The sequence below is a fragment of the Magnetospirillum sp. LM-5 genome, from assembly GCF_902729445.1.
GTDB lineage: Bacteria > Pseudomonadota > Alphaproteobacteria > Rhodospirillales > Magnetospirillaceae > Magnetospirillum.
This window is the reverse complement of the sequence record NZ_CACVCE010000004.1, coordinates 74,836-101,771: the sequence shown is the minus strand read 5'-3', so window position 1 is coordinate 101,771 and position 26,936 is coordinate 74,836. Positions and strand designations below refer to the sequence as shown.

The 26,936-nt window shown below is 64.9% G+C and carries 26 protein-coding genes; 12 read left to right on the top strand and 14 right to left on the bottom strand.

Annotation, left to right across the window (positions count from 1 at the left end; translation table 11 throughout):
- Genes MTBLM5_RS03465 through MTBLM5_RS03455 form a run of 3 tightly spaced genes read left to right on the top strand, consistent with a single transcriptional unit; the run spans position 1 to position 2,547 of the window.
- Positions 1-867 carry an SPOR domain-containing protein gene (locus MTBLM5_RS03465; RefSeq protein WP_173974408.1) on the top strand — a complete coding sequence of 289 codons (867 nt, stop codon included), beginning with the start codon at positions 1-3 and terminating at the stop codon, positions 865-867.
- A complete protein-coding gene (gene nagZ / locus MTBLM5_RS03460) occupies positions 854-1,870 on the top strand; it encodes a beta-N-acetylhexosaminidase (RefSeq protein WP_173974407.1) in 1,017 nt (338 codons plus the stop codon). Before MTBLM5_RS03465 ends, nagZ begins: the two co-directional genes overlap by 14 nt.
- A complete protein-coding gene (locus MTBLM5_RS03455) occupies positions 1,867-2,547 on the top strand; it encodes a site-2 protease family protein (protein WP_217424960.1) in 681 nt (226 codons plus the stop codon). The genes nagZ and MTBLM5_RS03455 overlap by 4 nt, the downstream gene beginning before the upstream one ends.
- A 6-nt stretch (positions 2,548-2,553) precedes the next feature.
- On the opposite strand, the gene MTBLM5_RS03450 is transcribed toward MTBLM5_RS03455, so the two are convergent.
- Positions 2,554-3,228, bottom strand: coding sequence for a hypothetical protein (locus MTBLM5_RS03450; protein ID WP_173974406.1), 675 nt, complete (start codon positions 3,226-3,228; stop codon positions 2,554-2,556).
- A gap of 34 nt (positions 3,229-3,262) precedes the next feature.
- On the opposite strand from MTBLM5_RS03450, the gene MTBLM5_RS03445 reads away from it, so the two are divergent.
- Positions 3,263-4,036, top strand: coding sequence for an exodeoxyribonuclease III (locus tag MTBLM5_RS03445; protein WP_217424959.1), 774 nt, complete (start codon positions 3,263-3,265; stop codon positions 4,034-4,036).
- A 130-nt stretch (positions 4,037-4,166) separates the two neighbouring features.
- A complete protein-coding gene (locus MTBLM5_RS03440; protein ID WP_173974405.1) occupies positions 4,167-4,940 on the top strand; it encodes a ferredoxin--NADP reductase in 774 nt (257 codons plus the stop codon).
- Between the two features lies 1 nt (position 4,941).
- On the opposite strand, the gene MTBLM5_RS03435 is transcribed toward MTBLM5_RS03440, so the two are convergent.
- From MTBLM5_RS03435 to mce, 10 genes are all read right to left on the bottom strand, one after another.
- Positions 4,942-6,138 carry a hypothetical protein gene (locus MTBLM5_RS03435; protein WP_173974404.1) on the bottom strand — a complete coding sequence of 399 codons (1,197 nt, stop codon included), beginning with the start codon at positions 6,136-6,138 and terminating at the stop codon, positions 4,942-4,944.
- A gap of 5 nt (positions 6,139-6,143) precedes the next feature.
- Positions 6,144-6,992: a bacteriohemerythrin gene (locus MTBLM5_RS03430; RefSeq protein ID WP_173974403.1), complete on the bottom strand. Its 849-nt coding sequence runs from the start codon at positions 6,990-6,992 to the stop codon at positions 6,144-6,146.
- Entirely contained in the window at positions 6,992-8,845 is a 1,854-nt protein-coding gene (gene ilvD, locus MTBLM5_RS03425) for a dihydroxy-acid dehydratase (protein WP_173974402.1), read from the bottom strand. The genes MTBLM5_RS03430 and ilvD overlap by 1 nt, the downstream gene beginning before the upstream one ends.
- Before the next feature lie 122 nt (positions 8,846-8,967).
- The gene (locus tag MTBLM5_RS03420; RefSeq protein ID WP_173974401.1) at positions 8,968-9,678 is read right to left on the bottom strand and encodes an ABC transporter substrate-binding protein; all 711 of its coding nucleotides are present in this window, start codon (positions 9,676-9,678) and stop codon (positions 8,968-8,970) included.
- 61 nt (positions 9,679-9,739) lie between these two features.
- Positions 9,740-10,420: an ABC transporter ATP-binding protein gene (locus tag MTBLM5_RS03415; RefSeq protein ID WP_173974400.1), complete on the bottom strand. Its 681-nt coding sequence runs from the start codon at positions 10,418-10,420 to the stop codon at positions 9,740-9,742.
- Positions 10,413-11,657, bottom strand: coding sequence for a lipoprotein-releasing ABC transporter permease subunit (locus MTBLM5_RS03410; RefSeq protein WP_173974399.1), 1,245 nt, complete (start codon positions 11,655-11,657; stop codon positions 10,413-10,415). The genes MTBLM5_RS03415 and MTBLM5_RS03410 overlap by 8 nt, the downstream gene beginning before the upstream one ends.
- 62 nt (positions 11,658-11,719) lie before the next feature.
- Positions 11,720-13,009 (bottom strand): proline--tRNA ligase, encoded by a 1,290-nt coding sequence (gene proS / locus MTBLM5_RS03405; protein WP_173974398.1) that lies wholly within the window; start codon positions 13,007-13,009, stop codon positions 11,720-11,722.
- Between the two features lie 73 nt (positions 13,010-13,082).
- Positions 13,083-13,523, bottom strand: coding sequence for a hypothetical protein (locus tag MTBLM5_RS03400; protein ID WP_173974397.1), 441 nt, complete (start codon positions 13,521-13,523; stop codon positions 13,083-13,085).
- Between the two features lie 300 nt (positions 13,524-13,823).
- Entirely contained in the window at positions 13,824-14,363 is a 540-nt protein-coding gene (locus MTBLM5_RS03395) for a DNA-3-methyladenine glycosylase I (RefSeq protein WP_173974396.1), read from the bottom strand.
- An 18-nt stretch (positions 14,364-14,381) separates the two neighbouring features.
- Positions 14,382-14,786, bottom strand: a complete 405-nt coding sequence (gene mce / locus MTBLM5_RS03390) for a methylmalonyl-CoA epimerase (RefSeq protein WP_173974395.1) — start codon at positions 14,784-14,786, stop codon at positions 14,382-14,384.
- Positions 14,787-14,914: 128 nt separating this feature from the next.
- Here mce and MTBLM5_RS03385 point away from each other — a divergent pair, with 128 nt between their 5' ends.
- Complete coding sequence (locus MTBLM5_RS03385) at positions 14,915-17,305, top strand: penicillin acylase family protein (RefSeq protein ID WP_173974394.1); 2,391 nt, start codon at positions 14,915-14,917, stop codon at positions 17,303-17,305.
- Here MTBLM5_RS03385 and MTBLM5_RS03380 read toward each other — a convergent pair.
- Entirely contained in the window at positions 17,299-17,799 is a 501-nt protein-coding gene (locus MTBLM5_RS03380; RefSeq protein WP_173974393.1) for a flavin reductase family protein, read from the bottom strand. The two genes, MTBLM5_RS03385 and MTBLM5_RS03380, sit on opposite strands and share 7 nt — an antisense overlap.
- Before the next feature lie 221 nt (positions 17,800-18,020).
- On the opposite strand from MTBLM5_RS03380, the gene motA reads away from it, so the two are divergent.
- From motA to MTBLM5_RS03350, 6 genes are all read left to right on the top strand, one after another.
- Positions 18,021-18,881, top strand: a complete 861-nt coding sequence (motA, locus tag MTBLM5_RS03375) for a flagellar motor stator protein MotA (RefSeq protein WP_068504678.1) — start codon at positions 18,021-18,023, stop codon at positions 18,879-18,881.
- Between the two features lie 23 nt (positions 18,882-18,904).
- On the top strand, positions 18,905-19,870 hold the full coding sequence (locus tag MTBLM5_RS03370) for a flagellar motor protein MotB (RefSeq protein WP_173974392.1): 966 nt from the start codon (positions 18,905-18,907) through the stop codon (positions 19,868-19,870).
- A gap of 1 nt (position 19,871) precedes the next feature.
- Complete coding sequence (locus MTBLM5_RS03365) at positions 19,872-20,390, top strand: RDD family protein (RefSeq protein ID WP_173974391.1); 519 nt, start codon at positions 19,872-19,874, stop codon at positions 20,388-20,390.
- Between the two features lie 50 nt (positions 20,391-20,440).
- Positions 20,441-21,208, top strand: coding sequence for an arginyltransferase (locus tag MTBLM5_RS03360; protein ID WP_173974390.1), 768 nt, complete (start codon positions 20,441-20,443; stop codon positions 21,206-21,208).
- 136 nt (positions 21,209-21,344) lie between these two features.
- A complete protein-coding gene (locus MTBLM5_RS03355) occupies positions 21,345-21,869 on the top strand; it encodes a TRAP transporter small permease subunit (RefSeq protein ID WP_254430887.1) in 525 nt (174 codons plus the stop codon).
- A complete protein-coding gene (locus MTBLM5_RS03350; RefSeq protein ID WP_173974388.1) occupies positions 21,866-23,359 on the top strand; it encodes a TRAP transporter large permease subunit in 1,494 nt (497 codons plus the stop codon). The genes MTBLM5_RS03355 and MTBLM5_RS03350 overlap by 4 nt, the downstream gene beginning before the upstream one ends.
- A gap of 159 nt (positions 23,360-23,518) precedes the next feature.
- Here the strand turns inward: MTBLM5_RS03350 and MTBLM5_RS03345 are convergent, their stop codons facing one another.
- Positions 23,519-24,607, bottom strand: a complete 1,089-nt coding sequence (locus MTBLM5_RS03345; protein WP_173974387.1) for a TRAP transporter substrate-binding protein — start codon at positions 24,605-24,607, stop codon at positions 23,519-23,521.
- A gap of 89 nt (positions 24,608-24,696) precedes the next feature.
- Positions 24,697-26,919, bottom strand: coding sequence for a DNA topoisomerase IV subunit A (parC, locus tag MTBLM5_RS03340; protein ID WP_173974386.1), 2,223 nt, complete (start codon positions 26,917-26,919; stop codon positions 24,697-24,699).
- Positions 26,920-26,936: the final 17 nt, after the last annotated feature.

Here is a 26,936-nt window from a genome sequence, read left to right as displayed (position 1 = left end):
ATGGCTGACAGACCCGGCGACGATTTCGATCGCGACATCCTGGATATCATCCCGGCCCGCTATGACGCCGACGCCGATTCCCGTCAGGCCCGCGCCGGATCGCGCCTGCGCGCCACCGTGACCCTGGTCGCCGCCGTGGTGGCGGTCGGCGGCATCGTCGCCGCCGGCTGGCACTTCATGGGCGGCAAGAAGGCGGTGGGACCGGGAATCCCGGTGATCAAGGCCGACGAGCGGCCCATCAAGATCCGCCCCGACGATCGCGGCGGCATGCAGGTGCCCAACCAGGACAAGCTGATCTACGAACGCCTGGAACCCGGCGAGGGGGATTCCAAGGTCGAGCGCCTGCTGCCGGCCCCGGAAAAGCCGCAAGCGCCGCCGAAGGTCGCAGCCCCGGCCCCTGCCCCCGCTCCCGCCCCCGCGCCGGTGGCCGAGACGCCCAAGCCGGTGGCGCCCGCGCCTGCCCCGGTGGCGCAGGCCCCCGCCCCCGAACCGATCAAGCCCAAGCCCCCCGAGCCGGTGGTGGCCAAGCCGGTCGAACCGATTTTGCCCAAGGCCATGCCGGCGGCTCCGGCTCCGGCGCCCGCTCCGGCTCCGGCGGTGACCAAGGCGGCTCCGGCCGGCGGCGACTATCTGATCCAGTTGGGCGCGCTCCGCTCGGCTCCCGACGCCGAAAAGGAATGGTCGCGCATCCAGAAGGCCAATGCCGACCTGCTGGGCACCCTGAAATCCGACGTCGTCCGCGTCGAGCTGGGCGAAAAGGGCATTTTCTGGCGCCTGCGCGCCGGCCCGCTGTCGGAAGCCGCCGCCAAGCAGATGTGCACCGAGTTGAAGGCCCGCAACCAAGGCTGCATCATTGCCCGCAAGTAACGCCATCGCGGCTGCCGCCATCCTGGGCTGCGCCGGCCCGACGCTGACCGACGAGGAGCGCCGCTTCTTCGCCGCGACCAATCCGCTGGGCTTCATCTTGTTCGCCCGCAACATCCAATCGCCCGATCAGGTCCGCGCCCTGGTGGCCGATCTGCGCGCGTCCGTCGGCCGCGCCGATGCCCCGGTGCTGATCGACCAGGAAGGCGGCCGGGTCCAGCGGCTGCGCCCGCCCCATTGGCGGGCCGCCCCCACCGGCATGGCCTTCGCCAATCTGGCCGACCAGGCCCTGGCCGCGCGTCTGGCCCGGCTGAATTTCCGCCTGATCGGGGCCGAACTGGCAGACTTGGGCATCGACGTCGATTGCGCCCCGGTGCTGGACGTGCCGGTGCCCGGCGCCCACGATGTCATCGGCGACCGCGCCTATGGCACCATGCCAGCCCGGATCATCGCGCTGGGCCGCGCCGTCTGCGACGGCCTGCTGGATGAAGGCGTGCTGCCGGTCATCAAGCACATACCCGGCCACGGCCGGGCCCTGGTCGATTCGCACCTTGACCTGCCGGTGGTGACGGCCTCGATGGCCGAGCTGGAAGCGAGCGACTTCGCCCCCTTCAAGGCCCTGGCCGACCAGCCGTGGGCGATGACCGCCCATGTGGTCTACACCGCCATCGACGATGGCGCCCCGGCGACGCTATCGGCCAAGGTCATCGGCGAAATCATTCGTGGAATCATCGGGTTCCAGGGCGTCCTGATATCGGACGATTTGTCCATGAAGGCCCTGGGCGGTAGTTTCAGCGAGCGAACGATTCGGGCGTTGGATTCCGGCTGCGACCTGGTGCTTCATTGCAACGGCGACATGGACGAAATGGCCGAGATCGCCCAGCAATTGCCGCCCATGACCGAGACCGCGCGCGAGCGTGTCGCCCTGGCCGCGCGGCGCAAGCGGCGGCCCCAGCCATTTGACCGCGCCGCCGCCGCCCTCGAGATCGAAAGGGCGTTGGCATGATGAGCGGTGCGGGCCTGGTCCAGCAAATCGCGGTCTCGGCCCTGCCGCTGATTTTCGCCATCACCTTCCACGAGGCCGCGCACGGCTATGCGGCCTTGGCGCTGGGCGACGACACCGCCAAGCGGGCGGGCCGATTGTCGCTCAACCCCATCCGCCATATCGACCCGGTCGGCAGCATCGTCGTGCCCGGCCTGTTGATGCTGGCCGGCGGCTTCCTGTTCGGCTGGGCCAAGCCGGTTCCGGTCGATTTCCGCCGCCTGCGCAATCCCCGCTTCGGCATGGTGCTGGTTGCCGCTGCTGGCCCGGCCGCCAACGTGGTGATGGCGATCATCGCCATCCTGACCATCCGCCTGGTCGGCGATCTGCCGGAATCCGGCATCGACTGGGCGCGTCTTAACCTGGCCAACGCCATTTATCTGAACCTGCTGCTGGCGGTGTTCAACATGATCCCCATCCCGCCGCTGGACGGCGGCCGCGTCGCCGTCGGCCTGTTGCCGCGCAGCTTGGGCTATCCGCTGGCCCGGCTTGAACAATATGGCATGTTGATCGTCGTCGGCCTGCTGATGGTGTTGCCGCCGGTCAGTTCACTGCTGGGCACGCGCATCGACTTGTTCGATCTGGTCATCAACCCAGCCATCACCGCCTTGCTGGAACTGCTGGTCATCGTGTTCGGCTGATCGAATTCACTTTGGCCAGACCTTGCAGCGCGATGCCACCTCGCGGTAGCTCCCCGGCGTATCCAGATCCCCGTTGCGGCGCTTGATCTCGGCCTCGTAGGCGGCCAAGGTCGGCGCCAGTTCGGCCTGTAATTGTTTGACCAGATTGTTGGTGATCGTGCCGTCGTCACGCACGCTTTGAAACGGCCTGACCCGATTGGCAGCCGAGGTCAAGGCGGCGGTCACCACAGGCAAGTGCGCATCATAGGTGGTCTGGGCCACCGCCACATGCTGGTTCTCGTGGTCGCGGGTGGCGGTATAGCTGCAGCTGCCGGGCTGGTGCTCGAAGGCGATGAACACCTCGATATTGATGATCTGCCATCGCCCCTTGACGGTCTTCAGACGGTAGCAGGCCGATTGCGGCGGAACCGGGACGATTTCCACCTCGACCGACAATTGCAGCTGGGTTTGAACGTTGGTCAGCCCTTGGCGGCGCAGCACGCCGACGCTGAGATCATTGACGGTACGGTCGTGACGGTAGACCGGTTGAGCCTTGCCGGTATCGAGGGTGACGATGGCAGGGCGCTCCCACCCCTGGATCGGGGGCGGACAGGCCGGTGCCGCCTCGGCCGTCCCGGCCCAGGCCAGCGCCACCGCCGCCATCGACAGACCCTTCGCCACCAGGCGATAATGGGCTAACACTGACGCCGAACCTTTCAAGCCCCGAGTCTCCCGCATGACCATCCGTATTGCGACCTGGAACGTCAATTCCGTCAATGCCCGTCTTAGCAATGTGATGGAGTGGCTGGCCGACGCCAAGCCCGACATCCTGGCCCTGCAGGAGATCAAATGCCCCGACGACAAGTTTCCACGGCTGGAATTCGAGGCGGCCGGCTGGCGTGTCGCCGTGCATGGGCAGAAATCCTATAACGGCGTCGCCATCCTGGCGCGCCATCCGATCGACAATGTGGCGACCGGACTGCCCGGAGACCCCGCCGACGAACAGGCCCGCTGGATCGAGGCCGACATCGCCGGCATCCGCGTGGTGTCCTTGTACTTGCCCAACGGCAATCCGGCGCCCGGCGAAAAGTTCGACTACAAGCTGGGCTGGATGCGCCGGATGATCGACCGCGCTCAGGCGCTGCTGGCCGAGGGGCGGCCGTTGGTGCTGGCCGGCGACTACAACGTCTGCCCCACCGCAGCCGACGTCTACGACCCGGAAGGCTGGAAGGCCGATGCCCTGTGCCGGCCCGAAAGCCGCGCTCTTTATCGCGAGCTGTGCCATCTGGGCCTGACCGAGGCGTTCCGCGCCCTGCATCCCGAGCCGGGCCGCTACAGCTTCTGGGATTATCAGGGCGGCGCCTGGCCGCGCGGCGAGGGATTGCGCATCGACCACCTGCTGCTGTCGCCCCAGGCGGCCGATCGTCTGGTCGCCTGCGACATCGACAAGGCCCCGCGCGGCAGGGACAAAGCCAGCGACCATACGCCGGTCTGGGTCGAATTGGCCTGATCGGCAATACCCTTATTTACATTGTGTATTTGTTTTTTCTGACGCAAACCACATTTTAATGTTTGCGAGTGACTATCATAATTGTTAGAAGTTTTTTGCACCGCACCGAGGCAAGGGACCGACCAGCTCCATGTCGAACATCATCGAAAAGACCGTTCTGGATATCCATCACTGGACCGACACGTTGTTCACCCTTCGGCTGAACCGCGATCCGGGGTTTCGTTTCGACAACGGCCAGTTCGCGATGATCGGCCTGATGGTGGACGGCCGGCCGCTGATGCGCGCCTATTCGATGGTCAGCGCCAATTACGAGGAGCATCTGGAATTCCTGTCGATCAAGGTGCCGAACGGTCCGCTGACCTCGCGACTGGCCGAGGTCAAGCCGGGCGACACCATCCTGGTCAACAAAAAGACCACCGGGACCCTGGTGCTGGACAATCTGCGCCCGGGCAAGCGGGTCTATCTGTTGGCCACCGGCACCGGCCTGGCGCCGTTCCTGTCGATCATCAAGGACCCGGAATTGTACGAGCGCTTCGACCAGGTGGTCCTGGTCCACAGCGTCCGCCACATCGCCGACCTGGCTTACCGCGACTTCATCACCGAGGAGCTGCCCAAGAACGAGTTCTTCGGCGCCGAGGCGCGCCACAAGCTGTTGTATTATCCGACGGTCACGCGTGAGCCGTTCCGCAACCAGGGCCGCATCACCGATCTGGTGGCCAACGGCAAGCTGTTCGCCGACCTTGGCTTGCCGGCGCTGAACCGGGCCGAGGATCGGGTAATGATCTGCGGCAACCCGCACATGATGACCGAGCTGATCGAGCAACTGGAAGCCCAGGGTTTCGACCAGGGCAGCCATGCCGGAATCGGCGACTATGTCATCGAGAAGGCGTTCGCCGAGAAATAAATCAGGCGAAGACGAACGGCGTGGCTTTGTGCCGGCGATAATCGGCACCCTGCTCGACCCGTGACGGATCGATGGTGGCGCGCGCCTCAAGCAACGCCGATTCGATGCGGCGGTCGGTCAGGTGGTAACGCCGTTCCAGCCCGATATCGGCCAAGCCGGGACAATCCTCGCCGAACACGTCGCGGTAAAGGTCGCCCATCATGCCGTAGCGCCCGGCCATCAGGGTATTGCAGGCGTTCTTGACCACCCCCGCGTCGCTGGCCCCCTTCATATGCAGGCTGGTCACCAGCATCACCGACACCGCGTGCAAGACGTCATAGCGGACATGGGCGATGAACACTTCCAGATGGTGGGCCGACAGCGGCAGGCCCTCACGGCTGGCCACCCGGATCAGGCCGCCCAGCAGCAGGCTGAAGAATTCCGGGACGCCCCACTCCATGCCCAGCCCGACCGAGGACAAGGCTTCCAGCGGTGAAAAGGCCGGATGGCCGGCAACCAGGCGCTGGGTCAGCACGTTATCGGCCACCCCCCACAGCATCGGCCGGTCCTGCTGGCCGTCGGGAATGCCGAGCCCGGCGAACATCTGGCGGTACAGGGCGATGTGGGTGCGCGCCTTCAGCAAACGGGCCAGGTCGGGATAATCCTCGACCGCATGGACGCCGACGCCATATTCGTCGGCGACCAGCTGGGCCAGGGCGATCTGGGTGATTTCCGACACATGCTCGTTCAGCGGACCGAACGGCAGGTCCATCAGCCCGTGGAAGCGACCGATGGCCAGGGCGACGCATTGGCGCGTGTTCTTGATCTGGTTGAAATAGGCCACCGAGAAGCGCATGACCTGCGGCACGTCGATGCGGCCCTCGAACACCCGAACGAAGAATGGGTGACGCCACACCGGATGGCTCATCACATGGTCGTGCAGGTCGAGGAACAAATCCTCGAGTGCGCCGGGCTTGAACAGGGCGATCCGGTGGAACGGATTGTCGGCCGCCACGCCTTCGCCCAGCCGGGCGAACACTTCATGCAAGGGCGAGCCGGGACGCTCGGCCTGGGCGACGATGGCGGTGAAGTCGGTGCGCTGGCTGTCGCGGAAGGAGTCCAGCACCTGCTCGGCGCTCATGTCCAGCAGGTTGGGCAACGGATGGACGAAATCCGGCAGAAGCCGGCGTCCATCCTTCTCGACGACCAGATCGGTCAAGCTCATCATCCCCCCTTGCGCGCCAGCCGCGACAGGCAGATCAGCAATCCCCGGGCCGAAATCGGCTTTTCCATGAATTCATCGGCGCCGGCCGCAAGTGCCACGTCGCGGCTGGCCACCCGCTCGTGGCCGGACAGCACCAGCACCGGTATCTTGGCCAATTCGGGCTGACGCCGGATCCAGGCCACCAGATCCAGTCCGCTTTCCGACCCGACATGCCAATCAGACACCACGATATCCAGCTCGGTCCCGGCCAGAATGGCCTTGGCGCCGTCCAGGTCGGCGGCGGTGCGGATGTCGACCACCCCCACCCCTTCCAGGATCGTGCGCATGATCTGGGCAAAATTCACGTTGTCGTCGACCACCAGGATCCGCAAGGCCTTCCAGTCCAACTGGGCCTTGCCTGGCCGGCTGTCGGTCAGGCTGACCGATTCGGCCGCCCCGGCCGCCTCGGGATGGCCAACCACCCAGGCGCGGTAATCCATGTCGGTCGAGCAGATGTGCTCGAACAGCCACTTATGCAGAAAATCCAGGCAATCCTTGGCCCGCACCGTCGAGCGGTCGCCATCGTAACGCGTCTTCAGCTCGCGCACTTCCAAGGCCAGGCGGCGATGGATGCGGGCGTGGGTGTCCAGCGACGGATAGCGGCAGACCTCCATCACCCGTTCCTCGCGGGCGAAATGGTGATCGGCGTAATCCTGCAGGGCCTGCAGCACGCTGCCCAGCGTGGCGTATTCCTCGGCATCGCCGATCGAGCGGTGCAGATGGTTGACAAGGCCTACCAGGGTCTTGTGGTCGGCGTCCAGGACAGGGACGCCGACACTCATCATCTCGCTCCAGGCGATGCCCGCCATCAGCGGCGATCCAGTTGGCTGACGTCGCGCACCGCGCCCCGGGCGGCCGAAGTGGTCATGGCCGCATAGGCCTTCAGCGCCGCGCTGACCTGGCGATCACGACCCTCCGGCTTCCAGGCCTTGGCACCCTTGGCCTCCATCGCCTGGCGACGACGTTCCAGTTCGGTATCGGGCAGATCGACCTTGATGATGCGGTTGGGGATGTCGATGACGATGGTGTCGCCCTCCTCGACCAGGCCGATGGCGCCGCCCTCGGCCGCTTCCGGAGAGGCATGGCCGATGGACAGGCCCGAAGTCCCGCCCGAAAAGCGGCCGTCGGTGATCAGGGCGCAGGCCTTGCCCAGGCCCATGCTCTTCAGATAGCTGGTCGGGTACAGCATCTCCTGCATGCCGGGGCCGCCCTTGGGGCCTTCGTAGCGGACCACCACGACATCGCCGGCCTTGACGCCGCCGCCCAGGATCTTGGCCACCGCCTCTTCCTGGCTTTCGCAGATCACCGCCGGCCCCTTGAAGGTCAGGTTGCTCTCATCGACGCCGGCGGTCTTGACGATGCAGCCGTCCACAGCGATGTTTCCGAACAGCACCGCCAGGCCGCCATCCTTGGAAAAGGCACTGTCAACCGAGCGGATGACACCCTTGGCGCGGTCCTTATCCAGGCTGTCCCAGCGCTTGGCCTGGCTGAAGGCCTCGGTGGTGCGCACGCCGCCGGGAGCGGCGCGATACAGTTCCTGAACAGCCGGATCGTTGGTGCGGCTGATGTCCCACTTGGCCAGACCGTCGGCCAGGGTCTTGGCATGGACGGTGCCGCACGACCCGTGCAGCAAACCGCCCTTTTCCAGCTGGCCCAGGATGCCGAAGATGCCGCCGGCCCGGTGGACATCCTCGATATGGACGTCGGCGATGTTGGGGGCGACCTTGCACAGGCACGGCACCCGGCGGCTTAAGGTATCGATGTCGGCCATGCCGAAATTCACACCGGCTTCCTGCGCGGCGGCCAGAATGTGCAGGACCGTGTTGGTCGAGCCGCCCATGGCGATGTCCAGGGTCATGGCGTTCTCGAACGCCTCGAAGGTGGCGATCGAACGCGGCAGCACCGAGGAATTGCCGCCTTCGTAATAGGCCCTGGTGATGGCGACGATGCGCCGGCCGGCTTCCAGGAACAATTCCTTGCGGTCGGCATGGGTGGCGACCACCGTGCCGTTGCCGGGCAGCGACAGGCCCAGCGCCTCGGTCAGGCAATTCATCGAATTGGCGGTGAACATGCCCGAGCACGAGCCGCAGGTCGGGCAGCTTTCGCGCTCGAAGGCCATGGCTTCTTCGTCGGACACATTCTTGTCGGCGCCCTTGATCATGGCGTCGATCAGATCGACGGCGTGGGTCTCGCCCTTGAAGGTGACCTTGCCGGCCTCCATCGGCCCGCCCGAGACGAAGATGGTCGGAATGTTGAGACGCAGGCTGGCCATCAGCATGCCAGGCGTGATCTTGTCGCAGTTCGAGATGCACACCATGGCGTCGGCGGTATGGGCATTGACCATGTACTCGACCGAATCGGCGATGATCTCTCGGCTCGGCAGCGAATACAGCATGCCGGCATGGCCCATGGCGATGCCGTCATCGATGGCGATGGTGTTGAATTCCTTGGCGACACCGCCGGCCTTCTCGATCTCGCGCGCCACCATCTGGCCCAGATCCTTCAAGTGGACATGGCCGGGCACGAACTGGGTGAAGGAATTGACCACCGCGATGATCGGCTTGCCGAAATCCTCGTCCTTCATGCCGGTGGCGCGCCACAGGCCGCGGGCACCCGACATGTTACGACCGTGGGTGGAAGTCCGGGAACGGTATTCAGGCATATGGATCAACCCTTAAGCACATTACGAAACAGCCGGAAGATAGCCGCTGGGGCGGGCCAGCGGAAGAGATTATGCGCGCCTGTCCTTGGGCCGGTCCATGCTTTCCGGCAGACTTGGCCGACCTATTCGAGATAGGAGCGGATGATGCGGTCGCGGGTGCCGTCGGCGATCACCGAGGCCATGGCTGCGCGCAGGCGCTCGACCAAGGCCGGGTCGGCCCCCGGCGACAAGGCCAGCCATTGCTTTTCGTCCTCGACCTTCGGCCCGATGGTCGGCTTGCCTGGAAATCCAGCGTTCTTCCACACCCACAGCGCCTCGAGACGGGCGACGTACCAGGCCTCGGCCCGTCCCGCCAGCAGCATCCGCCCGTTGGTGGTGGTATCGGGCCGGGTGATCAGATTGCCGAAGCCGGCGCTTTTCAGCGAGTGGACGAAGGACGTTCCCTCCTGGACGATGACGCTGTTCAGCGACCGGGCGGCGTCAAGGCTATAGCCCTTGCCGGCGACATCGACGAAATTGACCTCGATACCGAACATCTCGCCAACCCAGGTGTAGCGGTTTTCGCGCTCGGGTGTCCGGGCCAACGGCAAGATGGCCACGCCCGAGCCGTTATGCGCATCGGCCTGCGCCCGGACCCATGAGCGGAAATTGACCGAAAGCGACAGGCCGGCGCGGCGCGCCACTTCCTGCATCATCTCGATGGCGAAGCCGGGGCGGTCGGTCCCTTCCATGGTGAAGGGCGGCAGATGGGCGGTGACCAGCTTCAGTTCCTGGGCCCCGGCCGGCGCGACGCCGACCAGCAAGGCCAACATGGCCACGATCCAACCCCTCATCTCCCGCCTCCCCTAAAGCCTGGCGAATGCTACCAACCGGAAGGCGTGCCGGCAACCGGGCTTACACGCCGACCAGCTTGCCGTCGGCCAGGCGGACCACCCGGTCCATGCGGCCGGCCAGTTCGGGATTGTGGGTGGCGATCAAGGCCGCCACCCCGGTCGAGCGCACCAGCTTCAAAAGCTCGCCGAACACCGATTCCGAGGTGTGGGGGTCCAGATTGCCGGTCGGCTCGTCGGCCAGCAGCACCTTGGGGGCGTTGGCCAGGGCGCGGCAGATGGCGACGCGCTGCTGCTCGCCGCCCGACAATTGGCCGGGCCGATGTTCGGCGCGAGCGGCCAGGCCCATGCGGCCCAACAGGTCCAGCGCCCGGTCCTTGGCCGCCGACCTGGCGGTTCCGGCGATCATCTGCGGCAAGATGACGTTTTCCACCGCCGAGAATTCCGGCAGCAGATGGTGGTACTGGTAGACGAAACCCAGATGCGAGCGGCGCAACGTGGTGCGCTTGCCGTCCGACAGCTTGCCGCACGCCTCGCCGCCCAGCCACACCTCGCCCTCGTCGGGGCGTTCCAGCAGCCCGGCGATGTGCAGAAGCGTCGACTTGCCGGCCCCCGACGGCCCGACCAGGGCGACGATTTCACCCGGCTTGACCGCCAGATCGGCGCCATCCAGCACGTCCAGGCGGTCCTTGCCCTGCAGGAACGAGCGGCGAACGCCCTTGAGTTTCAGCCCCTTCTCACTCATAGCGAAGCGCCTCCACCGGATCGAGGGCGGCGGCCCGCCAACTGGGATAAATGGTGGCGGCGAACGACAGGCCCAGCGCCATCAGCACCACGGTCACCACTTCGTTGTAATCGACCCGGGCCGGCAGCTGGGTCAGGAAATAGATTTCGGCGGCGAACAGCTCGCGCCCGATGATGCCCTGGATGAACTGGCGGATTTCCTCGATGTGGGTGGCGAACCACACGCCCAGAAGGGTGCCGCCCACCGTGCCGGCGACACCGACCGAGGCGCCCGACAGGAAGAAAATGCGCATGATCATGCCACGCGTCGCCCCCATGGTGCGCAGGATGGCGATGTCGCGGCCCTTGTCCTTCACCAGCATGATCAGGGACGAGATGATATTGAAGGCCGCCACCAGGATGATCAGCGTCAAGATCAGGAACATGACGTTGCGTTCGACCTGGATGGCGTTGAAGAAGCTGGCATTGGCCTGCTGCCAGTCATAGATGCGGGCGTTGCCGCCGGTCAGTTGATGGATGGCGGCACGGGCCTGGGGCACCCGGTCGGGATTGTCCAGGAACACCTCGATCTGGGTCACCGCCTGCGGCAGCTTGAAATAGGTCTGGGCGGCCTCGAGCGGCATGAAGATGAAGCCGGAATCGTATTCGAACATGCCGACATTGAAGGTGCCGGCCACCACATAGCCGCGCATGCGCGGCACGGTGCCGAACGCGGTGGCGTTGCCCTTGGGCGAGATCAGCGTGATGGTGTCACCGACCATCAAGCCCAGCTTTTCCGCCAGCCGATAGCCGATCAGCACGCCGTCGCCAGCCTTGAACTCGGCGGCCGAGCCGCCCAGCTTGGCGCGGAAGATATCGCGGGCCAGCAGATCGTCGGGACGCACGCCGCGCACGATGGCGCCGGCGGCGGCGGCCGGCGAAGTCGCCATCACCTGACCCTCGACGGTGGGGATGGTCCGCACCACCCCGGGCATCTTGCGGATGGCGTCGGCCAGCGGGTCGTAATCGACCAGGGCCATGCCCTGGCCGTAGACGCCGACATGGCCGTTGATCCCCAGGATGCGCGACAGCAATTCCTGGCGGAAGCCGTTCATCACCGCCATCACCACGATCAAGGTGGCGACGCCCAGGCCGATGCCCAGCAGCGAGAAGCCGGCGATGACCGAGATGAAGCCTTCCTTGCGACGTGCCCGCAGATAGCGGAACGCCACCATGCGTTCGAAGGCCCCGAAGATCATCACCAATCCCCCTATTCTGCCCGTGGCTGCCCGTGCCGGGCCCGCTCAAACGCCGCGGAGCGTTAAGCGGTCAGCCTGGCCAGCGCCGCCTCGACCGACAATTCCTGCTTCTCGCCGGTATGGCGGTTCTTCAGCTCGACCAGCCCTTGCGCCACGCCCTTGGGACCGGCGACCAACTGCCACGGCAGGCCGATCAGGTCCATGTCGGCAAACTTGACGCCGGCCCGCTCGTCGCGGTCGTCGTACAGCACCTCGACTCCCGCCCCCGCCAACTTGGCGTAGACATCCTCGCACACCGCGTCGCAGGCGGCGTCGCCGGCCTTCAGATTGACCAGGCCGACCTTGAAGGGGGCGACCGCTTCCGGCCACTTGATGCCGCGTTCGTCGTGATAGGCCTCGATGATGGCGCCGACCAGGCGCGACACGCCGATGCCGTAGGACCCCATCTCGACGGTGACCGGATTGCCGTCGGGGCCGGCGACGCGCGCCCCCATGGCCTCGGAATATTTGGTGCCGAAATAGAAGATGTGGCCGACCTCGATACCGCGCGCCACCTTCAGCCGGTCGGCCGGCGGGCAATCGGGCGAGTTGGGATCGTGCTTCTCGTCGGTGACGGCATAAAGCTTGGACAGGGCTTCCAGGTCGATGGCGTCCTTGGCGGCCAGTTCCTCGTAGGCGACGTCGTAGAACACGCCCGACTCGCCGGTTTCGGCCAGCACGTGGAATTCGTGGGTCAGGTTGCCGCCGATGGCGCCGGAATCGGCGGCCATGGGAATGGCGGTCAGGCCCATGCGCTTGAAGGTGCGCAGGTAGGCGTTGAACATCGCCTCGTAAGACCGCTTGGCCCCGTCGAAATCGATGTCGAAGGAATAGGAATCCTTCATCAGGAACTCGCGCCCGCGCATCACGCCGAAGCGCGGCCGCACCTCGTCGCGGAACTTCCACTGGATGTGGTACAGGATCTGCGGCAGCTCGCGGTAGCTTTTGACGTTGTCGCGGAAGATCTGGGTGATCAGTTCCTCGTTGGTCGGGCCATACAGCATCTCGCGATCATGGCGATCGGTGAACCGCAGCATCTCCTTGCCATAGGCGTCGTAGCGGCCCGATTCGCGCCAGATGTCGGCCGACTGGATGGTCGGCATCAGCAATTCCTGGGCGCCGGCCGCGTCTTGCTCCTCGCGCACGATCTGCTCGATCTTTTGCAGCACCTTCCAGCCCAGCGGCAGCCACGTATAAATGCCCGACGCCGACTGACGGATCATGCCGGCACGCAGCATCAGCCGGTGCGACGCGATCTGCGCCTCGGACGGGGTTTCCTTGAGGGTCGGCAGGAAGAATCGGGACAGACGCATGGAATCCTCGGAAAATCGCGCGAACACAGGGGCCGGACTTTAGGCAAAGCCCGCCCCGAACACAAGGGATGCGCTATTTCACCCCCCGCTTGGCGCAGGCATTGGCCAGTTCCTGCTGGTCGGCCGAGCCCATCGGCTGGCCGTTCAGGGTGAAGGTGCCCTTGTTCATGTCGTACTTGACGGTGCCGAGCGTGGTCTGGCTGTCGCCCAGGCCGTTGGTGGCATAGCCCTTGCCGGCCATGGGCGAAATCTGGATGGGGATTTCCAGCACCTCGGGCAGCAATTGCTTGCCGATATCGTTGCCGCTGCCGGGCAGGTCGGCCGGGGCGACCTTCTTGCCGCGCACCCCCTCGCCCGGCTTATAGGCGACATCGGCCGACGGATTGTGCCGCACCAGCCTGGCGCAATCCGAACTGGTGATCTTGATGGTCTGGCTGCTCGACTGGGCGTGGGCGGCCAGCGGCGACAGCACCAGGACAGCCGATACAAGGCGAAGGACGCGGGCGGACGACATCGGACGGTTCCTTTCTTGAAACACGCGAAGACCCGGAATCGTGACGCACCACCGGCGCGAGCGCAAGAAAATCCCAAAATGACCGCGAACACGAAACAATCTAAAAAAAAGTGGGTGACGTACGTCACGAAATTGCGTACATTGCGCCCCAAGCCCCGCCGACGGGCACGGGACAAGCCAAAAGGCACCCGGAATGCGGCTCAAGTTTAGGGAGGAAGGTCGCTGGGGGACCCACGGGTCGCCTAAGCGCGGAGACGCAGGAAACGGCGGGATCGGGCAACCGGTCCCGCCGTCTTCGTTTCAGGGCTTATCCATCCAGGCCGGGGCCAGCGGCGCGATCTTTTGAAAGATCGGGCAATCCTCGCGATGCGCCCCGGGCAGATAGCCGATACTCATCAGGAACTCGCCGACCACCTCGCCGCCCATGAAGACGAAGGTCTTCTTGAACAGCTTGACCCATTCGGGCTTGGTCAGCGGATGATGGGTCTTGATCCAGGCGGCGAAGGATTCGTGCGCGGCCGCCAACGCGACCAGCCGCTTGGCGTTCTCGATGGTGGCGCCGATCTTGCGGCGGTTCCTGATGATGCGGATATCGTTCATCAGCCGCAGGATGTCGGCCTCGCCATAAAGAGCGACACGGGCGGGATCGAAGCCTTCGAAGGCGGCGACCAGGCCGGCCCGCTTCTTCAGGGTGATTTCCCACGACAGGCCGGCCTGAAAGATTTCCAGGGTCAGGCGCTCGAACAGCACCTTGTCGTCGGTCTGGGGAAAGCCGTATTCCAGATCGTGGTACGGCTGGTGGACAGGGTGGCCGGGGGCGATGTCGCAATACCAGCTCATCGATGCCCCCTGCCCGCCTCAGGCCTGTTCCAGCTCGACCAGGGTGCCGCAGAAATCCTTCGGGTGAAGGAACAGCACCGGCTTGTCGTGGGCGCCGATCTTCGGCTCGCCGTCGCCCAGGACGCGGGCCCCTTGCGCCTTCAGCTTGTCGCGGGCCGACAGGATGTCTTCCACCTCGTAGCAGATATGGTGGATGCCGCCCGAGGCGTTCTTTTCCAGGAAGGCGGCAATCGGCGACTTGTCCCCCAAGGGATGCAACAGCTCGATCTTGGTGTTGGGCAGCTCGACGAAGATCACGGTGACGCCGTGGGCCGGCTGCGGCACCGGCTCGGACACCTTGGCCCCCAGGGTGTCGCGGTAAAGCGCGGCAGCGGCGGTCAGGTCGGGAACGGCGATGGCGACGTGATTCAGCTTTCCGATCATAAAATCCTCGACGAACAAAGTTTGATCCCGACCTCATAGCATAGCTCGGCGCAAATTCCGATATTCGCTTGCGCCGGTGAGCGTGCCGCATTACCACTTCCCATCCGCCGCCGAATTGACCGGAGCCCGTGTCCGCTTTGCAGGACTTGCCGACATCCGCCGACGAGCGCCCCGCCCCCAATGCCGACGAATTGTTCATCGGGGGCGAGATGCCGCTGTGGAAGCACCTGGCCAATGCCGTCATGCTCGCCGGGTTGGTGACGGTGGCTGTCGCGGTGGTGTGGGTGATGAGCTCGCTGCCGCGCATCGACGGCCAGGTGCCGGTGCACGGACTGGAACTGCCGGCCAAGGTGGCGCGCGATTCCATTGGCGTGCCGACCATTACCGCCCGCTCGGTGCGTGACGGATATTTCAGCATCGGCTGGGTCCACGCCCAGGACCGCATCTGGCAGATGGAATGGCAGCGCCGCATCGGTGCCGGACGGCTGGCCGAACTGGTCGGCGCCCCGGCGGTGGAAACCGACAAGTTCATGCGCACCCTGGGCCTTTACCGCCTGGCCGAGGCCAGCTTCGAGCGCCTGGACAAGCCGACCCGCGACGCCCTGATCGCCTATGCCGAGGGTGTCAACGCGTGGATTGACGCCCATCGACATCGCCTGCCTCCGGAATTCCTGTTGCTGGGCACCAAGCCCGAGCCGTGGCGGCCCGCCGATTCGCTGGTGTGGCAGCGGATGATGGCCATGCAGTTGGCCGGCGACTGGAAGGACGACCTGTTGCGGGCCAAGTTGGCGACAAGGCTGGAGGCCAAGCGACTGAATGAATTGTGGCCGGGCACCGCCGACGGCCCGATCACCCTGTCGGCCGCCACGGCCCAGTCGCTGCTGGCCCTGATCCCCGAGGCGGCACGGCCGCGCCAGGCCTCGAACGCCTGGGTTCTGTCCGGGTCCTTGACCGAATCGGGCAAGCCGCTGTTGGCCAACGACCCCCACCTGCCGTTCCAGGCGCCGTCCTTGTGGTACCTGCTGACCGTCGAGGCACCGGGCCTGATGGTGTCGGGCGGCACCGTTCCCGGCGTGCCGTTCCATCTGGTCGGCCATAACGGGCGCATCGCCTGGGGCATGACCACCACCCACGCCGACACCGTCGATCTGGTGATCGAAAAGCCCAGCGCCGACGGCCAATCCTATCAGGTCGGCAAGCAGGCCCGGCCGTTCCTGCGCCGCGACGAGACCATCCGCGTCAAGGACGCCGCCGATGTGACCATGACCGTGCGCGAAACCCAGCACGGCCCGATCATCTCGGACCTGATCGGTGGGGCGCGACCCGACCAGATGGTCGCCCTGCGCGCCACCGCGCTCGAGGCCAACGACCTGACCGCCCAGGCCTTCTTCAAGATGGGCCGCGCGGTCGATTGGCGCGGTTTCACCCAGGCCCTCGGCGACCTGCACAGCCCGGCGCTGAACGTCATGTACGGCGACGTCGAGGGCAATATCGGCTTCATGACCGCCGGCCGCATTCCCCGGCGCAAGAGCGGCGACGGCACCATGCCGGCCGAGGGCTGGTCGGATCGCGGCGACTGGATCGGCTGGATCCCGTTCGACAAGCTGCCGCAAAGCCTGAACCCCAAGGCCAAAAGGCTGATCAACGCCAACAACCAGGTGGTCGGCCCGCGCTATCCGTTCCTGATCACCGCCCACTGGCCCATTGGCGCCCGCGCCGAGCGGATCGATCAGTTGCTGCAGGACCGCAAGGCCCTGACCACCTTCGACATGAGCGCGATCCAGGCCGATCTGGTGTCGCTGCCGGCCTTGGAACTGCGCGATCTGCTGGGCAGCCCGACCACCGCCGATCCGCGCGCCAACGAGGCGCTGCGTCTGCTGGCCGAGTGGAACGGCCGCATGGAGCCCGACCGCCCCGAACCCCTGATCCTCAACGCCTGGATCGAGGAGGTGTGGCGGGGCCTGTTCGCCGACGAACTGGGCGAGGATTTCGCCCACTTCCGCGCCGTCCGCCCATTCGTACTGATCGATGCCCTGACCCGCCATCGCCACTGGTGCGACGACGTCACCACCGCCAAGGCGGAATCCTGTGACGAGCAGGTCCAGAATGCGCTGGATCGCGCCATGGCCCGCCTGTCGGGCCAATATGGGGCCAGCGTGGTGTCATGGCGGTGGGGTTCGGCCCACCGGGCGGTATTCGACCACCCGATCCTGTCGGCGGTCCCGATGCTGTCGCGGCTGGGCCGCACCGAGATCGAGACCGGCGGCGACGATTTCACCGTCAACCGCGGCACCTTCGCCCCCGGTCGCTTCCAGCATGTTCACGGAGCCGGCCTGCGGGCGGTGTTCGACCTGTCGAACCTGTCGGCCAGTACCTTCGTGGTGGCGGTCGGACAGGCCGGCAACCCGCTGTCGCGCCATTACGACGACCAGGCGCTGGCTTGGCGAAGCGGCAACGGCTTCGCCATCGGCCAGCACCTCGACCATATGGCGACGTTGGAACTGGTTCCCAGTTACTGAGCCGGCGGCGGCGGCGGTCCGTAATTCATGTAGGCGCCACGGAAATAGAGCAGCGGCGCCCCGCCCTCCTGATGCTTGATCGACTGGACCCGGCCGATCAAAATCAGATGGTCGCCGCCGTCGATCTTGTTTTCCAGCGAGCATTCCAGGCTGGCCAGGCAGCCCTTGATCAGCGGCACCCCGGACTTACCTGCGTTCCAGTCCACCCCGGCCCACTTGTCGTCGGACCGGCTGGCGAAGCGGATCGACAGGTCGCGCTGGGTCTCGGCCAGCATGTTGATGGCGAAATGACCGAAATTGGTGAAGGCTTCCAGGCTGGAGGTCTTGGCCCCCAGGCAGAACAGAACCAGCGGCGGGTCCAGCGACAGCGAGGAAAAGGCACTGACCGTCACCCCCACCGGCTGGCGGCTGTCGGGTGTCAGGGTGGTCACCACGGTCACGCCAGAGGCGAAGCACCCGAGGGCCTTGCGGAAGGAACGGTCGTCTACGGTCATGGGAACACTCGGCGGAAATGGCGGAACTACTGTTTCAGATTAGTAAGGTTCTACCGCATCGGTCAAATGCCGATCCGTCCGCAGCGGTGTGCATAACCCCGGCGGACGAAAAATTGTGCGAATCGGCAGTTGACTCGCGACAGCGGGAACGAATTATAGCATTGTTCAGGGCAACCTGCTGATCGAACGGCTTGCCGCGCGGGCCGTAACTGGGGATTTGAATGTTCGCGATCATCGGTATCGTCACCACCATTGCCTGCGTGATCGGCGGATACGCGGCCAGCGGCGGCCATCTGGACGTCCTCTGGCAGCCCTTCGAGTTCATCATCATCCTGGGCGCTGCGGTGGGGTCCCTGCTTCTGGGCAACCCGAAATCGACGATTACCGGCATCGCCAAGAATTTCGCCATCATCTTCAAGGGGCCGCATCACAAGAAGGACGATTACGTCGAACTTCTGTCGATGCTTTACTCGGTGTTCAAGCTGGCCAAGACCAAGGGCGACCTGGCCCTGGAAAGCCACGTCGAAAAGCCTGATGAAAGCCCGCTGTTCGGCAAGTTCCCCAAGTTTTCCGGCGACCATCACAGCCGCACCTTCCTGTGCGACTATCTGCGCCTTTTGACGTTGGGCACCTCGAACGCCCACGAGATCGAATCGATCGTCGATGGCGAGATGGAAGCCCACCACAAGCACTATCACGAGATTTCCCACGCCGTGAACCTGATGTCCGACGCCATGCCGGCGCTGGGTATCGTCGCCGCCGTGCTGGGCGTCATTCACACCATGGGCTCGATCACCGAGCCGCCCGAGGTGCTGGGCCACCTGATCGGCGCGGCGCTGGTCGGCACCTTCTCGGGCGTGCTGCTGTCCTATGCCTTCTTCGCGCCGTTCGCCCGCAACATGCAGATGGCGTTCGATTCCGACCATTATTATTTCCTGGCGATGAAGGCCGGGCTGCTGGCCCACATGCAGGGCTACGCGCCCCAGGTGTCGGTCGAGTTCGCGCGCAAGATCCTGCCCGACGAGTTGCGCCCGACCTTCCAGGAACTGGAAGAGACCGTCACCAACCTTCCGCCCGATTGATGACCGGGTAAGGCGGCCGAGACATGGCTGAAGGCCAACAGATCATCATCAAAAGGTACAAGAAGGTCGCCGGCGGCCACCATGGCGGCGCGTGGAAGGTGGCCTATGCCGACTTCGTGACGGCGATGATGGCCTTCTTCCTGCTGTTGTGGCTGCTGAACGCCGTGACGGAAGAGCAGCTGACCGGCATCTCCAACTATTTCGCCCCGTCCATGGCCTCGAAGTCCCAGTCGGGCGCCGGCGGCATCCTGGGCGGCCAGGTGATCGGCCAGGGCGCCCAATCCTCGAACACCTCGTCCCCCAGTCTGGTCCAGCATCTGCCGCCGCCATCGATCGGCCTTGGCGGCGAGGACCTGACCACCGCCACCACCGAGCCGATGGAGGGGATGAACGAGCAGGAATTCAAGGAAAAGCTGGCCGAGCGCGAGCAGCAGAAGTTCGACAAGGCCAAGGAACAGCTGGAACAGGCGGTCAAGGGTATCCCCGAGCTCAAGCAGTTCCAGGGCTCGATGACGGTGGACAACACGCCGGAAGGCCTGCGCATCCAGATCACCGACCAGGAAGGCCTGGCGATGTTCCCGGCCGGCAGCTCGGCGATGTTCGGCCATACCCGCGCCCTTCTGGATCTGGTCAGCCGCATCGTCAACCAGATGCCCAACAAGATCGCCATTTCCGGCCATACCGACGCGGTGCCGTTCCGCGATCCGTCCGGCTACACCAACTGGGAATTGTCGGCCGACCGCGCCCTGGCCAGCCGCCGCGCCCTGCTGGCCTCGGGCGTGCCGGAAGCCCGCATCGACCGCATCGTCGGCCGCGCCGACGTCGATCCCTATGTGGTCGCCGACCCCAAGGCGCCCAGGAATCGCCGCATCAGCATCATCTTGCTGCGCGAGAACGACCTGACCGGCCCGCCGGAACTGCCGGCCAGCCAGCAGCCGGCCCCGACCAAGCCCGGCCCCGCCCCCGCCAATGGCGGCCGCAAGGGCTGACATGACCGACGAGACCGCCCTGGTTCCCCTGGCCGTCCCGTCCGAGGATTGGTCGGACCCGTGGCGCCACCCCGAACTCTATTCCGCCGTCACCATGCGCCGCGTCATGGCCTATGCCGTCGATGCCGGCATCGTGCTGGGCATCACCGGCATGATGTGGTTCGCCATGATCTTCCTGGGTCTGTTGTCGTTCGGCCTGTTGTTGCCGTTGCTGCCGTTGGTTTTGGCTCTGGTGCCGCTGGCCTATCACATCGGCCTGATCGCCGGGCCGGCCCAGGCGACCTTCGGGATGCGACTGTTCGGGCTTAGGGTGGTCAGCATCAGCGCCATCCCGCATGGTTTCGGTGGACGCCCGACCCCGATCCAGGCCATCATCCAGATCGTGGCGTTCTATGGCTCGGTGACCTTGACCGGCGGGCTGGTTCTGATCGTCGCACTGTTCAACGCCAAGCGTCGCACATTTCACGATTGGCTGGCCGGCACCGTAGTAGTGACACTTCCCGCCGACGCCACCATATGAGGGACATGGGCAGCCCCCGGCCGCCTTAAGCTTCGTCGAGACCGGACCGCATGGATCACGTTCCCCTCAAACGGCCGCATTTCTTCTTCACCACGGCGCCGCTGCCCTGCCCCTATCTGGCCGACCGGCTGGAACGCAAGATCGTCACCGAATTGAACGGCCCCGACGCCGAGATCTTGCACGAATCCCTGTCGCGCGCCGGTTTTCGCCGCTCGCATTCCATCGCCTACACCCCGGCCTGCCCCGGCTGCTCGGCCTGCATCCCGGTGCGCATCGTCGTCGACGGCTTCAAGCCCGACCGGACCTTGCGCAAGGTGGCCAAGGCCAATGCCGGCCTGACGGTGCGCACGGTGCCTGCCCGGGCCACCGCCGAGCAGTTCCGCCTGTTCTCGCGCTATCAGGAATCGCGCCATACCGGCGGCGACATGGCCCTGATGGGCTTCTACGACTACCGTTCGATGATCGAGGACAGCCCGATCGACACCTTCATGGTCGAATTCCGCTCGCCGGACGGCACCTTGATGGCCGGCTGCCTGGCCGATCGGATGTCCGACGGCCTGAGCGCGGTCTATTCCTTCTTCGAACCCGACGCGGCGGCCCGCTCGCTGGGAAGCGCCGTGGTGCTGTGGCTGATCGACGAGGCCCGGCGCCGCTCGTTGCCCTTCGTCTATCTCGGCTATTGGATCGGCGAAAGCCGCAAGATGTCCTATAAGGCCCGCTTCCAACCGCTGGAAGCCTTTGGCCCCAACGGCTGGTTGCCGCTGGACCCCGACACCCAGCCCCCCGGACAGAACTCACCGGCCGACAGCTTGCGCTGACTGTGGTTTTCCGAAATTCCACCACGGGACAACTGGTCTGACCAATCAGGCCATGGCATAGTACGCAAAAAGCTGGAAAATCCATCGGTCATTTCTGGGAGGATGGGCATTGGCTCCATTTCTGATGTTGAGCGCCATGATCGATCGCATGAATGCGTCGATCGGCCGCACGGTGACGTGGCTTATCCTGGTGATGGTTTTGATCAGTTCGGGCAACGCGATGGTTCGCTATACCTTCAACAACAGCTCGAACGCCTGGCTGGAAGTGCAGTGGTACCTGTTCTCGGCGGTGTTCCTGCTGTGCTCGGCCTACACCTTGCTGAAGAACGAACATATCCGCATCGACGTCGTCGTTGGCCGCTTCAGTCCCAGGACCCAGGCATGGATCGACGTCATCGGCACGCTTTTGTTCCTGATGCCGATGGCCGGGGTTATCCTGTGGCTGTCCATCCCGGTCTTCGTTCAGTCGCTGACCGGCATGGAGCAATCCAGTGACGCCGGCGGCCTGATCCGCTGGCCGGTCAAACTGATGATCCCGCTGGGCTTCACCTTGCTGCTGCTGCAGGGCCTGTCCGAGCTGATCAAGAAGATCGCCTTCCTGACCGGGGCAACCGCCGATGCCGGCGCTCCCGCCCACGGCCATCATGGAGGCGATCAATGACCGAGTTCATCATCGCCAACATGGCGCCGTTGATGTTCGGCGCCTTGGTATTCTTCCTGCTGTTCGGCTATCCGGTCGCTTTCGCCCTGGCCGCCAACGGCATCGTGTTCGGCCTTTTGGGCATGGAACTGGGCCTGTTGAGCGGCAACCTGTTCCAGGCCCTGCCCGAGCGCATTTTCGGCATCATGCGCAACGACACGCTTCTGGCCATTCCGTTCTTCACCTTCATGGGGTTGATTCTGGAACGATCCGGCATGGCCGAGGATTTGCTGGATACGGTCGGGCAGTTGTTCGGCCCGATTCGCGGCGGTCTGGCCTATGCGGTGATCTTCGTCGGCGCCCTGCTGGCAGCGACGACCGGCGTGGTGGCGGCCAGCGTCATCTCGATGGGCCTGATCTCGCTGCCGATCATGCTGCGCTACGGCTATGACCGGCGGGTGGCGTCGGGCGTCATCGCCGCGTCGGGCACCCTGGCCCAGATCATCCCGCCATCCCTGGTGCTGATCATCATGGCCGACCAGTTGGGTCGGTCGGTCGGCGACATGTATGCCGGCGCCTTCGTGCCCGGCCTCATCCTGACCGGCCTTTATACCGGCTTCATCCTGCTGGTCACCCTTTTCAAGCCGTCCATGGCCCCGGCCCTGCCGTTGGAAGCGCGCTCGTTGCATGGCATGAAATTGCTGAGCCGGGTGATCTTTTCGCTGGTGCCGCCGCTGGTGCTGATCTTCCTGGTGTTGGGCACCATCTTCATCGGCATCGCCACCCCCACCGAGGGCGGCGCCATGGGGGCGACCGGCGCGCTGATCCTGGCCCTGGCCCGGCGCAAGCTGAGCTGGAGCCTGATGCGCCAGGCAATGGACACCACCGCCAAGCTGTCGAGCTTCGTGGTGTTCATCCTGGTGGGATCGACGGTGTTCGGCCTGGTGTTCCGGGGCGTCAACGGTGACCTGTGGGTCGAGCATCTGCTGACCGGCCTACCCGGCGGTCAGTTGGGTTTCCTGATCTTCGTCAACATCTTGATGTTCGTGCTGGCCTTCTTCCTCGATTTCTTCGAGCTGGCCTTCATCCTGGTGCCGCTGCTGGGCCCGGTGGCCGAGAAGATGGGCATCGACCTGATCTGGTTCGGCGTTTTGCTGGGCGTCAACATGCAGACCTCGTTCATGCATCCGCCGTTCGGCTTCGCCTTGTTCTATCTGCGCTCGGTCGCGCCGCGCACCGACTATCTGGACAAGATCACCGGGAAACAGATGGCGGCGGTCACCACCGGCCAGATTTATTGGGGCGCGGTGCCGTTCGTCATCATCCAGATCATCATGGTCTGTCTGGTGGTCAGTTTCCCCGGCATGGTCACCGACTTCCTGGGCCGCGACAAAGTGATCGACGCCTCGGAAATCCAGATCGAACTGCCGCAGACCGATTACGGCGGCGGCGGCGGCCAGTATGGCGGCCCGGGCGGGCAGGACGAACCGGCCGAGCCCGACAAGAAGTGATGAAAAAGCCCCGCTCTGATCCAGAGCGGGGCTTCTTCTTTGCGGGCGAGAGGCCCCGCCCCCCCCTTTCGTCATCGCCGGGCTTGACCCGGCGATCCATGGATGCCCGGATCAAGTCCGGGCATGACGCGGGGGAACGGGGCGACCTCCAGGGCAGGATTACTTCTTCGGAATGCCGTAACGCATGAACTCGTCGAAGCCGGCCTCGGCGACGCGGAACCACGACACCTGGTCGGCCAGGAAGGCGGACCAATGCTCGTAGACCTTCTTGAAGTTCGGATTGCGCGAGGCTTCCTCGGCATAGGTGGCCTGGGCCGCCTTGTAGCAGGCGACCATGATGTCCTTGGAATAAGGACGCAGTTGGGCGCCGCCGGCGATCAGACGCTTCAGGGCCTCGGGATTCTTGACGTCGTACTTGGCCTGCATGTCCATATTGGCTTCGGCGCAGGCCGCTTCCAGGACCGCCTTGTAAGCCTTGGGCAGGGCGTCATAGGCCTTGTCGTTGACCAGGAACGACACGTTGGGGCCGCCTTCCCACCAACCGGGGTAATAGTAGTATTTGGCGACCTTGTAGAAGGCCAGCTTCTCGTCGTCATAGGGGCCGACCCACTCGGCGGCGTCGATGGTGCCCTTTTCCAGCGACGGATAGATGTCGCCGCCGGCGATCTGCTGCGGCACCACGCCCAGCTTCTCCATCACCTTGCCGGCGTAACCGCCGATGCGCATCTTGAGGCCCTTCATGTCCTCGACCGTCTTGATTTCCTTGCGGAACCAGCCGCCCATCTGGGTGCCGGTATTGCCGCCGGGGAAATTGACGATGTTGTAATTCTTGAAGAAGGCGCGCATCAGTTCCATGCCGCCGCCGTGATACAGCCAGGCGTTCTGCTGACGGGCGTTCATGCCGAACGGCATCGAGGCGTCGAAGCCGAAGGTCGCGTCCTTGCCGACATAGTAGTAGCTGACGGTATGACCGGCCTCGACGGTGTTGTTGGACACCGCATCCAGCACCTGCAGGCCGGGAACGATTTCACCGCCGGCGAACACGCGGATCTGGAACTTGCCGTCGGTGGCCTCGGCCACCCGCTTGGCCATCACCTCGGCGCCGCCATAGATGGTGTCCAGGCTTTTCGGGAAGCTGGACGCCAAGCGCCACTTCACTTCCGGCATGGTCTGGGCGATGGCCGGCGCCGCCACGGCGGTCGAAGCCACACCCAGGCCGGCGGCCTTCAGAAACGAACGTCTTTCCATGCTTTCCTCCCGTTATGATTTGAAAAGGCTTGAACTCAAAACATGGGATCGCCGATGGTCGCATGAAAGAATTGGTCTGACCAGTCCCCTCAAGTAAACTTGTTGTTACGCGGAAACCCCGTCGGCGGCAGGCGCCCGACCGAGGCACGCTTGCCGATCCACGGCGTCAGATCGCTTTCGGTCCGCGTGCGTTCGCCGCTTTTCCAGCTCAGTCCCTCGGTCAGGGTGAAGATCTTAATGTCGGCCATGCCGCCGTCGCGGTATTTCTGCAGCATCACGCCACGGCCCCGGGTCATCATCGGGATTTCCTCGGCCATGAAAACCAGAAGCTTGCGGTTGTCACCGATCACCGCCACGGCATCGCCCTCGACCGGGATGCAGAAGGCGGCCTTCTCGCCGTCGCCCAGGTTCAGGACCATCTTGCCCGATTTGGTCTGGGCCAGCGCCTCGGCCTCATCGACGACGAAGCCGCGGCCGCCGTCGGTGGCGACCAGACGCTTGCGACCGGGCCGATGGGCGAAGATCAGGGCGATCTCGGCGTCGTTGGCCAGGTCGATCATCAGCCGCAGCGGCTCGCCGAAGCCGCGACCCGACGGCAGCTTGTCGCCGCCGACGGTATAGAAGCGCCCGTCGGTGGCGAAGAACAGGATCTTGTCGGTGGTTTCCGCCTTCAGCGCGAACCGCAATTGGTCGCCTTCCTTGAACTTCACGCCGTCCAGTTGGTCCATATGGCCCTTCATGGCGCGAATCCACCCCTTTTCCGACAGCAGAACGGTGATCGGCTCGCGCTCGACGAAGGCCTCGATCGGCACCACCACCGCGCCCGGCGCGTCGCCCAGTTCGGTGCGCCGTTTGCCCAACGGGGTGGCCTGGCCGAACTTCTTCTGGGTCTCGGCGATCTGGACAGCGATCGCCTTCCACCGCCTGGCCGGGTCGGCCAGCAGGGTCTGCAACTCGGCCTGCTCGGCCGACAGCGAATCATGCTCCTTGCGGATTTCCATCTCTTCCAGCTTGCGAAGCGACCGCAGGCGCATGTTCAAGATGGCTTCCGCCTGGGCATCCGACAACCCGAACGCCTTCATCAAGGCCGGCTTGGCCTCGTCCTCCTCGCGGATGATGCGGATCACCTCGTCCAGGTTCAGATAGGCGATCAAATAGCCTTCCAACACCTCGAGCCGCTTGGCGATCTTGTCCAGCCGGTGGCGGGAACGGCGTTCCAGCACCTCCATGCGGTGATCCAGGAAGGCCTGCAGCACCTCTTTCAGGTTCATCACCCGGGGCACGCCGTCGCCGCCCAGCACGTTCATGTTCAGGCTGGCCCGGGTTTCCAGGTCGGTGTTGCGGAACAATTGTTCCATCACATGCTCGGGCTCGACCGTGCGGTTCCGGGGCTCGAGGACGATGCGGACGTCCTCGGCCGATTCGTCCCTGATGTCGGCCAAGAGCGGCAATTTCTTGTCGGTCAGCAGCTCGGCGATCTTTTCGATCACCTTGGATTTCTGCACCTGATAGGGAATTTCGGTGATGACGATCTGGTAAAGGCCGTGCGACAGCTTCTCGACCGCCCAGCGCGCCCGCAGGCGAAAGGCGCCACGGCCGGTGCGATAGGCTTCCAGCACCGCCTCGCGGGTCTCCACCAAGACGCCGCCGGTGGGGAAATCCGGGCCGGGCATGTGGGCGACCAGGGCATCGACCGAACAATCGGGCTCGCGGATCAACAGCTTCAGGGCGTCGCAGATCTCGCCGACATTGTGGGGCGGCACGCTGGTCGCCATGCCCACCGCGATACCGGCCGAACCGTTGGCCAGCAGGTTGGGAAAGGCGGCCGGCATCACCACCGGCTCGTCCTCGGACCCGTCATAGGTCGGGCGGAAATCGACCGCGTCCTCGTCCAGGCCGGCCATCAGGGCGGCGGCGACCTCGGTCAGCTTGGCCTCGGTGTAGCGCATGGCCGCCGCGTTATCGCCGTCGATATTGCCGAAATTGCCCTGGCCCTCGACCAGCGGGTAACGCACGGCGAAATCCTGGGCCAGGCGGACCATGGCGTCATAGACGGCCACGTCGCCATGGGGGTGGTACTTACCGATAACGTCGCCGACGACGCGGGCGCACTTCTTGAAGCCGCCCTGCGGGTCCAGCTTCAATTGGCGCATGGCGTAAAGCAGGCGGCGGTGCACCGGCTTCAGCCCGTCGCGCACGTCGGGCAGAGACCGCGACACGATGGTCGACATGGCATAGGCGAGATAACGCTCGCCCAGCGCCTCGGTCAGCGGTGTTTCGCGGATAAGGCCGGCAGCGGCAGGTTCGGTCATGAATGTCCCCAAAAGGC